General features: G+C 63.8%; 11 protein-coding genes and 1 tRNA gene. 4 read left to right on the forward strand and 8 right to left on the reverse strand.

All coding sequences use genetic code 11. The features are described from left to right. Positions 1–229 precede the first annotated feature (229 nt). The 3 genes from N2604_RS24850 to N2604_RS24860 form a co-directional block, all read right to left on the reverse strand. Complete coding sequence (locus N2604_RS24850) at positions 230–865, reverse strand: ATP-dependent Clp protease proteolytic subunit (RefSeq protein WP_260370796.1); 636 nt, start codon at positions 863–865, stop codon at positions 230–232. A gap of 373 nt (positions 866–1,238) precedes the next feature. Further along, a complete protein-coding gene (gene tig, locus N2604_RS24855; protein WP_260370797.1) occupies positions 1,239–2,600 on the reverse strand; it encodes a trigger factor in 1,362 nt (453 codons plus the stop codon). Positions 2,601–2,774: 174 nt separating this feature from the next. After that, positions 2,775–2,859, reverse strand: a tRNA-Leu gene (locus N2604_RS24860). A gap of 154 nt (positions 2,860–3,013) precedes the next feature. Here N2604_RS24860 and N2604_RS24865 point away from each other — a divergent pair. After that, the gene (locus tag N2604_RS24865) at positions 3,014–4,318 is read left to right on the forward strand and encodes a multicopper oxidase domain-containing protein (protein ID WP_260370798.1); all 1,305 of its coding nucleotides are present in this window, start codon (positions 3,014–3,016) and stop codon (positions 4,316–4,318) included. A 109-nt stretch (positions 4,319–4,427) separates the two neighbouring features. Here the strand turns inward: N2604_RS24865 and N2604_RS24870 are convergent, their stop codons facing one another. Then, positions 4,428–5,927, reverse strand: a complete 1,500-nt coding sequence (locus tag N2604_RS24870; RefSeq protein WP_260370799.1) for an NAD(P)H-hydrate dehydratase — start codon at positions 5,925–5,927, stop codon at positions 4,428–4,430. 378 nt (positions 5,928–6,305) lie between these two features. Between N2604_RS24870 and N2604_RS24875 the strand changes: the two genes are divergently transcribed. Then, a complete protein-coding gene (locus N2604_RS24875) occupies positions 6,306–6,644 on the forward strand; it encodes a P-II family nitrogen regulator (RefSeq protein WP_007603495.1) in 339 nt (112 codons plus the stop codon). Positions 6,645–6,797: 153 nt separating this feature from the next. Then, complete coding sequence (glnA, locus tag N2604_RS24880; protein ID WP_260370800.1) at positions 6,798–8,207, forward strand: type I glutamate--ammonia ligase; 1,410 nt, start codon at positions 6,798–6,800, stop codon at positions 8,205–8,207. Between the two features lie 156 nt (positions 8,208–8,363). Here the strand turns inward: glnA and N2604_RS24885 are convergent, their stop codons facing one another. Further along, positions 8,364–9,125, reverse strand: a complete 762-nt coding sequence (locus tag N2604_RS24885) for a slipin family protein (protein WP_124158033.1) — start codon at positions 9,123–9,125, stop codon at positions 8,364–8,366. After that, on the reverse strand, positions 9,122–10,504 hold the full coding sequence (locus N2604_RS24890) for a nodulation protein NfeD (protein WP_260370801.1): 1,383 nt from the start codon (positions 10,502–10,504) through the stop codon (positions 9,122–9,124). The genes N2604_RS24885 and N2604_RS24890 overlap by 4 nt, the downstream gene beginning before the upstream one ends. 38 nt (positions 10,505–10,542) lie before the next feature. Here N2604_RS24890 and N2604_RS24895 point away from each other — a divergent pair, with 38 nt between their 5' ends. Next, positions 10,543–11,025, forward strand: a complete 483-nt coding sequence (locus N2604_RS24895) for a helix-turn-helix transcriptional regulator (RefSeq protein ID WP_260370802.1) — start codon at positions 10,543–10,545, stop codon at positions 11,023–11,025. Positions 11,026–11,135: 110 nt separating this feature from the next. Here the strand turns inward: N2604_RS24895 and N2604_RS24900 are convergent, their stop codons facing one another. Together N2604_RS24900 and N2604_RS24905 are read right to left on the reverse strand one after the other, a co-directional pair. After that, the gene (locus N2604_RS24900) at positions 11,136–11,270 is read right to left on the reverse strand and encodes a hypothetical protein (RefSeq protein WP_260376430.1); all 135 of its coding nucleotides are present in this window, start codon (positions 11,268–11,270) and stop codon (positions 11,136–11,138) included. 162 nt (positions 11,271–11,432) lie between these two features. Continuing rightward, the gene (locus tag N2604_RS24905; protein WP_260370803.1) at positions 11,433–12,206 is read right to left on the reverse strand and encodes a gamma-glutamyl-gamma-aminobutyrate hydrolase family protein; all 774 of its coding nucleotides are present in this window, start codon (positions 12,204–12,206) and stop codon (positions 11,433–11,435) included. Positions 12,207–12,284 lie beyond the last annotated feature (78 nt).

Below are 12,284 nucleotides of genomic sequence, written 5' to 3' on the forward strand. Positions count from 1 at the left end.
CGACTATCAAGAATTCGCTAATCGGGGGTCGCCGGCTACCCGTGACAATACCGTGATTTCCGGACTTGGCACGGGCCAAAGTGATCGAAATCACCCCGGCGTTGCGGGATTACCACGAAAAACAAGCACGAAAGCGGAACTTTCTGCTTGTCGCAGCGCGCAAAACCACGTTTTGCGACGCGCGCACCCCCGCGCCGACCGGAGGGATCGTCGTGACGCCCCAGTAGTGCTACGGGGCCTTCGCCGGCACCGGCTCCTCGGCGCGCTTGTCGATCACCTTGTCGACCAGGCCGAACTCCTTGGCGTCGTTCGCGGTCAGGAACTTGTCGCGTTCCAACGCATCTTCGATCGACTTGTAGGTCTGGCCGGTGTGCTTGACGTAGATCTCGTTGAGCCGCTTCTTCAGGTTCAGGATTTCCTGGGCGTGCAGCATGATGTCGGTGGCCTGGCCCTGGAAGCCGCCGGAGGGCTGGTGCACCATGATGCGCGCGTTCGGCAGCGAGAAGCGCATGTCCTTCTCGCCGGCGGCGAGCAGCAGCGAGCCCATCGAAGCCGCCTGACCGGTGCACAGGGTCGAGACCGGCGGGCGGATGAACTGCATGGTGTCGTAGATCGCAAGGCCCGACGTCACCACGCCGCCCGGCGAGTTGATGTACATCGAGATTTCCTTCTTCGGATTTTCCGCTTCGAGGAACAACAGCTGCGCGACGATCAGCGTCGACATGCCGTCCTCGACCGGACCGGTCACGAAGATGATGCGCTCCTTCAACAGGCGCGAGAAAATGTCGTAGGCGCGCTCGCCACGGTTGGTCTGCTCGACCACCATGGGCACGAGGTTCATGTAGGTTTCAACCGGATCGCGCATGAGTCACCTAGGGTTTCGGAGACGGACATCGCCGGGCCGACTTGCCAGTTTGGCCTGGATTTGCCGGAAGGCGAATGGACGTCCTGTGATGCAGGAACTTGGGTAAGAAGTAGAAGGCGTACCGACAGATATAGCCCAATTCGCTTCTGACAAGTGCGGAGCGCATTAAGGCTTAATCCGAGGGGCAGTTGAAGCTGATTCGGACAAAGAGGCCCAGCCGGCCATCCGGCTAGCTGGGCCTCTTCGCTGATCATCATTAATAGATGGCTGCCCTAGAACCCCGTTCCGCGGAATCTGAAGGGAGCGCCAGCTTCTGTTCTCGACGCGTTTTCGCGAACCGGTATCCACTTCGCTCGAAAACGCTCTAGCGCCTTCAGGCTGCGGTCTTTTCCGCCTCGTCATCCTTGTAGAGGTCCTCGCGCGAGACCTTTTTCTCGGTCACGTTGGCGAGCTCCAGGATGAAGTCGACCACCTTGTCCTCATAGATCGGTGCACGAAGCTGAGCCAACGCCTGGGCGTTGTTGCGGTAAAAGTCCCAGACCTCCTTCTCGCGGCCGGGCATCGAGCGCGCGCGCTCGATCACGGCGCGGCCGACCTCGTCGTCGGTCACGGTGATCTTGTTCTTCTCGCCGATCTCGGAGAGCACAAGGCCAAGCCGCACGCGGCGATCGGCGATCTTGCGATACTCCTCCTTCGCCTTGTCCTCGGTGGTGTCCTCGTCGGCAAAGGTCTTGCCGGCAGAGTCCATCTCGGCCTTCACCGAGTTCCACATCAGATTGAACTCCTCGTCGACCAGCGAGGGCGGCGCCTCGAAGCGATGCGCCTCGTCGAGGCGGTCGAGCAGCGCGCGCTTGACGCGCTGGCGCGTAGCCGTGGCGAACTCGGCGGTCAGCCGATCGCGTGCGGCCTCCTTCAGCTTGTCCAGCGATTCCAGGCCGAGCGACTTGGCGAACTCGTCGTCGATCGCGAGGTCCTGCGGCGCCTCGATCAGCGTCGCGGTGGTCTCGAACTCCGCCGGCTGGCCTGCGAGCTTGTCGTTCATGTAGTTCTTCGGGAACGACACTTTCAGCGTGCGCGTCTCACCCGCGCCGATGCCGATCAGCTGCTCCTCGAAGCCGGGAATGAAGGTATTGGAGCCGATGACGACCTGGATGCCCTCGCCGGTGCCGCCCTCGAAGACTTCGCCGTTGATGGTGCCCTTGAAATTGATGGTGATGCGGTCGCCGGACTCGGCCTTGGTGCCCTCGCCCTTGGCGGCATAGGTGCGGTTGGAATCGGCGATGCGCTTGATCGCCTCGTCGACGTCGGCGTCGGTGACCTCTGCAACGGGCTTCTCGACCTGGAAGGTCTTGAAGTCGGCGAGCGCGATCGCCGGCACCACCTCGATCGCGACCGTGTAGGTCAGATCCGTCTTGCCGCTCAACAGCTCCTCGACGTCCTTCTGCTCCGTCGGCATGGTGATCTTCGGCTCGGTCGCCAGACGGAAGCCGCGCTCGGAGAACAGCTGCGTGTTGGTGTCGCGGATGGTCTGGTCGATGGTTTCGGCCATGACCGAGCGGCCATAGACCTTCTTCAGGTGCGAGACCGGCACCTTGCCCGGACGGAAGCCGTTGATGCGGACCTTGTCCTTGAGGTCGACGAGCTTGGCACCGGCCTTGGCGTCGAGATCAGACGCGGGAACGCTGATCTTGAACTCGTGCTTCAAACCTTCCGAGAGGGTTTCTGTGACCTGCATGGCGTCCAATCTTCTTTTCGTTCGGCCCCGGCACGTCGCGCGTCGGGACGCTGTCGTTAATCGATCCGGCGCGAGGCAAACGCCTCCACGCCGGTGGTTCATCGGACCCGCTCCAGGCGGACGATCATCCGCGCGGAAGCAGGCCTCGTAATCCGTGCAAACGCGATAAGCGCTTGGTGCGGGCGGAGGGACTCGAACCCCCACAACTTTCGTCACCGGAACCTAAATCCGGCGCGTCTACCAGTTCCGCCACGCCCGCGTGAATTTGCATCAAGACCGGCCGCGATGCCGCGGGCGGCCGGGCTTATAGCATGCGCCTGACTGTTCGCAGCAAAAAAATGGCCTGATGGAGGCAAGCTTCAAATAGGCACGATGGCTGGACTTATCCAGCACGGCGTGGTCCGGATCGTGCCATGACAACGCGGATCTTTGCCCCACATCGGCGCGAGGTTTTGGCAGGCCTCGGAGCCTCGGCCGCCGGGCTGATCGTGGGCGGCGCGGGCCCGTCCGTGACGGCTCAGCTCGCGCTGCAGGCCAGGCCGGCAACGCTGGCCCTGAAATCGGGTCAGCCGGCTACACCGATCTGGGAGCTTGCCGCCGTAAGCCATCTCAGGGACGTCCGTCTCAAGCGCTTTGACCGCTGCGAGGTGGTGTTCCGGAACGACCTGCCTGTGCCGCTTGCGCCGGTCTGGTACGGCCTCCACGGCCCGGCCGCTTCCGATCCCCTCCGGGGGCGAGCGCCGGCGGCGCCGGCTACGACAGAAATATCAAATATTTCAATAGCAAGCGCGGGAACCCTGCTGGCGGACTTCCGCCTCTTCGAGGGCAGCCTGAAGCAGCCCGCGCGCCCGCTCCCGATCATTGCGACGGAGCTCAGCCACGTTGCTGTCGACCGTGACGAGGTCCTGGTGATCGAGGAATGGCGGCTGCGGCCGGATGGCACTGCAGTCCCTCCGGGCCAGGACCCGAAAGACACGACGCCGCTCTACACGATCAATGGCCAGACTTCATTCGAACTCTCAGCCTTGGGCAATGAGCGGCTGCGGCTGCGCTTCATCAATGGCTCCCAACGCACTGTTCTGGCGATCAAATTGGAGAGCCACGAGGTTCGCGTGATGGCTTTGGACGGTCAGCCGGCCGAGCCGTTCCCCGCGCGCAACGGCGCGTTGGTGCTGGCCCCGGGTGCGCGGGCCGACGCCTTCGTGGATGCGGCCAGATCGGCCGCATTCCTGCTGCATGACGGCAAGGAGGCGCGCCCGGTGGGCAGCCTCAAGATATCAGGCCAATTGGAGCGACGTGTGCCGCTCTTCGAGCCGCAGCCCCTCCCGTCGAACGATCTCCCCGAAAAGCTCGATCTGAGAGGCGCCCTGCGGTTCGATGTCGCGCTCGGCGCTGCCGATTCCGGCTGGGCACGGCCCGCGACCTTCTCCACCGCCTCCGCCCCCGCCTTCCGCGCCAAGACCGGCCGCACGGTGGTGCTGGCCCTGCAGAACCCCGCGCCCGCTACGACCGTGTTTCACCTGCACGGCCACCCGTTCCGTTTGCTCGACAAGCTCGACGACGGCTGGAAGCCCTATTGGCTCGACACGCTCGCCATCGAGCCCGGCCAGACCCAGCGCATCGCATTCGCCGCAACCTCACCCGGACGCTGGCTGATCGAATCCGTCGTGACCGACTGGGCCGCGCCGCGCCTGGTGCGCTGGTATGGGGTGGAGTGAAGTTTTGTAGGATGGGTAGAGCGCAGCGAGACCCATCGTTCCCGCGCGGAGGTTTGAGATGATGGGTTTCGCTGCGCTCTACCCATCCTACCCGCCTTAGCGAACAGCTTCAGTACTCCATCCCCAGCGCATCATAGATCCGCCGGTGCACGGCCGGCAGAGTCTCGGTCAGATCCTCCGCGATGAGGCCCGGCCCGGCCTCGCTTGCCGCCTCGCCATGCATCCAGACGCCGATGCTGGCGGCCTCGAACGCCGGCACGCCCTGCGCCAGGAGCCCGGCGATGATCCCGGACAGGACGTCGCCGGCGCCGGCCGTGGCGAGCCAGGGTGGTGCGTTGGCGGCGATGGTGGCGCGGCCATCGGGGGCGGCGATTGTGGTGTCCGGGCCCTTCAGCAGCACGACGGCGCCGGAGCGCTCGGCGGCGGCGCGGACGCGCTCGAGCTTGGAGCGGCCGGGATGCTTGTTGCTGAGGTCGGAGAACAGGCGCGGAAACTCGCCTTCGTGCGGGGTCAGCACCACCGCATTGTCCTGCGAGGACTTGATCGACTCGAACAGGCGCTCGGGGATTGCGGCAAAGCTGGTCAGCGCATCCGCATCGAGCACCAGATGCCGCTGCGCGTTCAGCGCTGTGTGGACCATGTCGCAGGTGCGTTCGCCGACGCCAGCACCGGGGCCGATGATGCAGGTGTTATAGCGCTTGTCGCCGAGCAGTTCGCCGAACTCGATCGCGCTGTCGACGGGGCGAACCATCACCGCGGCGAGCGCGCTCGCATTGATCGCGAGCGCATCGCGCGGTGTCGCGAGCGTCACCAGCCCGGCGCCGGCCCGTAACGCGCCGCGCGCGGCGAGCCGCGCCGCGCCGGTCGCGGCCGCATCGCCGGAGACCGCCAGCACGTGCCCTCGCGCGTATTTGTGGCCGTCGATGCGCGGGACCGGGAACGCCGCGCCCCAGACATCGGGATCGTTTTCGAACGTGTGCGGCGCGATCTCGTCCAGCACCTGCGCATCGATGCCGATGTCGGCGACGCGCACGCGGCCGCAATGCATGCGCCCGGGCAGCAGCAGATGCGCCGGCTTCTTGCGGAAGAAGGTGATGGTCTCGGTGGCATTCACCGCCGCCCCCATGACTGCCGCGCTGGTGCCGTTGATGCCGCTCGGCAAATCGACCGCCAGCACCGGGGCACCGTTGGCGTTGATCGCCTCGATCATGGCGCGCGCCTCGCCCTCGATGGAACGGCTGAGGCCGGCGCCGAACAGCGCGTCGATGATCAGCGCCGGTCTGCCGATCGCCTGCGGGTTGAACGGCAGCACCGGGTGCTTCCAGCCGCGCGCGGCGGAGGCGGCATCGCCCTGGAGCTGGTCGCGCTCGCACATCAGGATCACCGAGACCTCGCGCCCCTGCGCGGCGAGCTCGGCGGCGGCGACGAAACCGTCCCCGCCATTATTGCCGGGGCCGGCCACGATCAGGATCGGCCCCTCCTCCACCAAGCCCTGGGCGGCCTCGGCGACCGCCTGGCCGGCGCTGAGCATCAGCTTGAAACCGGGCGTGCCGGCCGCGATGGCGAGCTGGTCGGCGCGCTGCATTTCGGCGTTGGTCAGAACTTCCATGCCACTTCCTAGTACAAACGCCTCTTGAACAGGCATCCTTGGCGCCGATCCGGCGGCGGGAACGTCGATCTGCACACATATTGAACCGTTTGCCTATTTGGTAGCCTTCGGTATTTTGTGCAGGTCGGCACCATCACTCAGAGAGCTCATTAAAAGGCTGATAACGCTCCGATAATCAGGGCATTTGCAACTTGGCATAGACCCTGCTTTCGAGGAAGCCGCTTCGGTTCGTCGTGCTCACTGGCATCTTTAGGGTGTGGCCGGCCGTTGGTGCCGGACTGGTCAGGGATCCCGGCATAGAGAAGACAAGATCGTGCGTTGAGAAATGCGCGTCTGACGAAGACGTTGCTATTGGATCGAAAGGCCGGGAGTCGCGCAGTGAAGAAAATCGAAGCCATCATCAAGCCATTCAAGCTCGACGAGGTGAAGGAAGCGCTTCAGGAAGTCGGTCTCCAGGGCATCACCGTCACCGAGGCCAAGGGCTTTGGCCGGCAGAAGGGTCATGCCGAACTTTACCGCGGCGCAGAATACATCGTCGACTTCCTGCCGAAGGTCAAAATCGAGATCGTGATCGGCGACGATCTGGTCGAGCGCGCCATCGACGCGATCCGCCGCGCCGCGCAGACCGGCCGCATCGGCGACGGCAAGATTTTCGTCTCAAACATCGAAGAGGCGATCCGCATCCGAACTGGCGAATCCGGGCTGGACGCTATCTGAGCCGGGTGCTATCCCGCATTTTGCGACACTCCGACAAGAAATAAGGCTGCTTCGGCGGCCTGATTTCGTTTGTGCGGTCGCGCGCGAACTCGCCAAAAGCGAGAACAATCTTGCTCACCTGGAAACCGACCCGCAGAGCCATAAGGGGTATGCATGAAGACCGCCAAAGACGTCCTGAAATCGATCAAGGACAACGACGTGAAGTACGTCGACCTGCGCTTCACCGATCCGCGCGGCAAGTGGCAGCACGTCACGTTCGACGTCAGCATGATCGATGAAGACATCTTCGCCGAAGGGACGATGTTCGACGGCTCCTCGATCGCCGGCTGGAAGGCGATCAACGAGTCCGACATGTGCCTGATGCCCGATCCGGTGACCGCGACGATCGACCCGTTCTTCGCCGAGACCACCATGGTCATCACCTGCGACGTGCTCGAGCCGACCACCGGCGAGCCCTACAATCGCGACCCCCGCGGCATCGCCAAGAAGGCGGAAGCCATGGTGAAGTCGATGGGCGTGGGCGACAGCGTGTTCGTCGGCCCCGAGGCCGAGTTCTTCGTGTTCGACGACGTGCGCTTCTCCTCCACCCCCTACAACACCGGTTTCCGCCTCGACTCCTCGGAGCTGCCGACCAACTCCGACACCGAATATGAAGGCGGCAATCTCGGCCACCGCGTCCGAACCAAGGGCGGCTATTTCCCGGTTCCGCCGCAGGACTCCGTGCAGGACATGCGCTCGGAGATGCTGGGCGCCATGGCCAAGATGGGCGTCAAGGTCGAGAAGCATCACCACGAGGTCGCTTCCGCCCAGCACGAGCTCGGCATGAAGTTCGACACGCTGACGCTGATGGCCGACCACATCCAGATCTACAAGTACTGCATCCACCAGGTCGCGCACATCTACGGCAAGACCGCCACCTTCATGCCGAAGCCGGTCTACGGCGACAACGGCTCGGGCATGCACGTGCACCAGTCGATCTGGAAGGACGGCAAGCCGGTGTTCGCCGGCAACAAGTACGCCGACCTGTCGGAGACCTGCCTCCACTATATCGGCGGCATCATCAAGCATGCCAAGGCGATCAACGCCTTCACCAACCCGTCGACCAACTCCTACAAGCGTCTGGTCCCGGGCTATGAGGCCCCCGTGCTGCTCGCCTATTCCGCGCGCAACCGCTCGGCCTCCTGCCGCATCCCCTACACCGCTTCGCCGAAGGCCAAGCGCGTCGAGGTGCGCTTCCCCGATCCGCTCGCCAATCCCTATCTCGGCTTCGCCGCGATGCTGATGGCCGGCCTCGACGGTATCAAGAACAAGATCGATCCGGGTCCGGCGATGGACAAGGACCTCTACGATTTGCCGAAGGAAGAGCTGAAGCAGATCCCGACCGTGTGCGGCTCGCTTCGCGAGGCGCTCGAAAACCTCGACAAGGACCGCGGCTTCCTCAAGGCCGGCGGCGTGTTCGACGACGACTTCATCGATGCCTATATCGAGCTGAAGATGACCGAGGTCGAGCGCTTCGAGATGACCCCGCACCCGGTCGAGTTCGACATGTACTATTCGGGCTGATCGGCCCGCACAGGACGAGATAGGCAAAAGGCGCTTCCGGAAAGGAGGCGCCTTTTCGTTTGAGGAGTCTCGACCGCTACCACGTCGCCGTGAACGCCCGCTGCAGCTCGGCCGGAGCCGTGACACCGCTCGCGATCAGCACCTCGCCGCTTTCTGTTACGGGTTGTTAGGTCGTGGCATCAAATGGTCGAGCAGGCCGGTGGGAAGCGGAAACACCACGGTCGACGAGCGCTCGCCGGCGATGTCGTGCAGAGCCGCGAAGTAACGCAGCTGCATTGCCTGAGGCTCCTGCGCCAGGATCCGGCCGGCTTCGACGAGCTTTTCGGCGGCCTGCTGCTCGCCCATCGCATTGATCACCTTGGCCCGCCGCAAGCGCTCCGCCTCAGCCTGTTTGGCGATCGCGCGAACCATGGTTTCGTTGATATCGACGTCCTTGATCTCTATGCCGGTGACCTTGATGCCCCAGACGTCAGTCTGCTTGTCGAGTATCTCCTGGATATCGGCGTTCAACCTGTCGCGCTCGGCAAGCATCTCGTCGAGCTCATGCTTGCCGAGCACCGAACGCAGCGTGGTCTGGGCGAGCTGGCTGGTCGCCGCCATGTAGTCGCCGACCTTGATGATGGCGCGCTCGGGGTCGACGATGCGGAAGTACAGGACGGCGTTGACCTTGACGGAGACGTTGTCCCGCGAAATCACGTCCTGCGGCGGCACTACCTGCACCATCACCCGCAGATCGACCTTGACGAGTTGCTGCACGATCGGGATGAGGAGGATGAGGCCCGGGCCCTTCACACCGGTAAAGCGGCCGAGCGTGAAGACGACGCCGCGCTCGTATTCGCGCAGGATTCGAATAGCCTGGGATAGAAACACGATGACAAGCAGCGCAAGCGCCGCATACGTCAGATATTCCAGCATCATGATGTACCTCCCTCGCCTGTCCGGGCGGGTGTGCGGCGTATCAGCAGCGTCAGGTCGACGACATTGGCGACCTCCACCGTCTCTCCGGGCTTGAAGGTTTCGGCGCCCCGCGCCTGCCAGCGCTCACCATGGGCGAAGACATGACCTTCGTTCCCGTTCCAGTCGAGAACCTCGGCGGGCAAGCCGCGCATGGCCTGTGCGCCGACCAGCGCAGGAGCTTTGCGGACGCGCCGAAGCGAACCAAGCACGATCAGAGCAAAGCCGCTGAACACGACCGCAGTCGTGCCGATCACCCACCACGACAATTGGTACCCAGGCGCCTCGCTCCTGAAAAGCATCATTGCTCCGAGCACGAAAGCGATGATCCCGCCGAAGCCGACCACCACGGTCGGGTTGAAGGCTTCGACCGTGAGAAGCACGAGTCCCACCAGCATCAGGGCGAGGCCGGCATAGTTGATCGGCAGCAAATTGAGCGCATAGAGGCCGATCAGCAGGCAGATCGCGCCGACGACTCCCGGGGCGACGGCTCCGGGAGACATGAACTCGAAGAGCAGGCCGTAGATGCCGACCATCAGGAGAATGAACGCCACGTTCGGGTCGGTGATGACCGCCAGGAACCGGGATACCCGTCCGGGCTCGATGGCTTCGACAACGGCGTCCTTTGTTGCGAGGCGTTGCGTCCTGCCGCCTGCGAGCTCCACCACACGGCCATCAGCCTGCCGCAGCAATTCAGCCTGATCGCGCGCGACGAGATCAATGGCATGTGCCTCCAGCGCGCCGTTGGCAGAGAGTGTTGCAGCCTCGCGGACCGCCTTCTCTGCCCAGTCCACATTGCGGTTGCGCAGCTCGGCGAGGCTTCGGATGAAGGCGACGGCATCGTTCGTGGCCTTCGCCGTCATCGCGTCCTTCGGCCCATCCTTCTTGTCTTTGCCATCCTTGTCGGGTGTGCCGCTCGGCAGGCCCGGAAGCGGCCCGCCAATCTGGACCGGCGTCGCCGCACCGATGTTGGTGCCTGGTGCCATCGCCGCGATGTGGGTCGCATAAAGGATATAGGTCCCCGCACTCGCCGCGTGGGCGCCGGAGGGAGCGACGTAGCCAATGACAGGGATGGGCGAGGCGAGCACATCCGCGATGATCTCGCGCATGCTGGAATTGAGGCCGCCGGGCGTGTTCATCCTCAGAAGCACGACCTCGGCGCGCCGTTCGCTCGCCGTGGCCAAAGCCTCCCGCACGTAGCTGGCTGACGCCGGGCCAATCGCCCCGTCGATCGAAACAACGAGGGCTACACGTCCGCTCTCCTCCGCTGAGCTGGGAAGGAGGCAGCAGATCAAAGCCACGACGGTGATCGCCGCAACGAGGGCCGCCTTCATGGTCTGCACGGCAAGGGCTCCCTTGCAGAGCATATGGTACTCTTCTCATGAACCTCAATGCTGCGCGTGGAGATCAACGTTGCGATTGTGCAACGCAATGGGAATGCCCATGCAGGATTGCCGACGCGCTCGGCCTCAGCGAACGTACGCTGAGCCGAAAATTCCAAGAGCTCACGCACGAGCCGCCGCAATCCTTCATCATGCGTCGCCGTGTCGAGCACGCGCGCACGCTGCTGGAATCGGCGACGCAGGCGATCAAGACCATTGCGCGCGCTGCCGGCTATGAGGATGAGAGCAGCTTTCGCAAAGGCTTTCCGCAAGCTGACACTGATGTCACCGCAAGCCTATCGTGCGCGACGGATGGAGCGGGCGGTGTGAGGCGCCGGTGGCATGGCCGATGCACACAGCTGGGCGCGGCGCTTCGCTGGGCACAGCGGGCTGAGGCTAGACGCTGCCTGAGCGCATCGACGATTCAACGCCGAGGAATAGACCTTGCACCGCGGGGCCGTCTGCGTTCGTTCTCCATCTGACTCCAGTTCGTTCTCAAAGAACAAATCAGAGCCGCAAAAATCTCATCGGAGCAATTCCTACCGATTGGTTTATCTGGCCCCAGATTTGGAATGCGCATCGCGCGGCGTTGTCACTTGTCCGGAAAGCTGACGCCAATCTCAGTCACCACGGGCGCCCATTTCACCAGTGTCGCATTGTCCGAGGCGATCTTCACGCCATCACCGGAGAGCGACCTCGCCGTTGTCACTGTGACGCTCAGCTTCATCGCAACGCAATCCGGTTTCGAAAAACGAACCGGAGGTTAGCGCGCGTGGAGAATCCAGCACAACTCGAAAGAGGCATTCCCCGGAAAACCAGCGGTCGCGGCTCAGCTCTCGCTTGCTGCGATAGCGAGACTACACCCGAGACGCCTCGCAGCGTTTGCCGCCTACGCCGCCGCCTTCTGCCGTCGCACCAGCGCCTCGCCGAAGGCCTCGAACAGCTTCCGGTTGATCGGATTGTGCTGCGGGTCGTACTCCGCGTGCCATTGCACACCAAGGGCAAAGCTCGGGGCTTCCGCGATGCGGATCGCCTCGATGGTGCCGTCCTCGGCGATGCCTTCGATCAGCACGCGCTTGCCGGGATCGAGGATGCCCTGTCCGTGCAGCGAATTGACCCGGATCTTTTCGCAACCGAGTATCGTCGCGAAGGCGCCGCCGGGGGTCAGGTCGACGTCGTGACGGTCGGCGAACACCACGGTCGGATCGGGATGGATCTCGCCGTTCTCGAGCCTGGGCATGCGATGGTTCATGCGGCCGGGGATCTCGCGGATCTCGGGATGCAGCGAGCCGCCGAAGGCGACGTTCATCTCCTGCAGGCCGCGGCAGATGCCGAACAGCGGAATGCCGCGGGCGACACAGGCGACCGAAAGGGCCAGCGCGACCTCGTCGCGGTGGATGTCGTAGGGCTCGTGCTTCTCGCAGGGATCGACGTTGAAGCGGGTCGGGTGAACGTTGGCCCTAGCCCCGGTCAGGATGATGCCGTCCACGGTATCGAGCAGCGCCGGGATATCGGTGATGTCGGGCGAGCCCGCGAACATCAGCGGCAAGCCGCCGGAGACTTCGGCCACGGCGCGCAGGTTTCGCTCGCCAACCATCTGGACCTGAAATCGATTTTCGACGCGATAGGAATTCCCGATCACGCCGACGACCGGCTTTCTCATCTGTCGTTCCGCGCCTCCCGATAAGAAGATTCTGCAAACATGCCCCCCCGATGGAACAAATTCAACAGAAGGGATCGC

Origin of the sequence: Bradyrhizobium sp. CB1015, from assembly GCF_025200925.1 — a bacterium.
Taxonomy (GTDB): domain Bacteria; phylum Pseudomonadota; class Alphaproteobacteria; order Rhizobiales; family Xanthobacteraceae; genus Bradyrhizobium.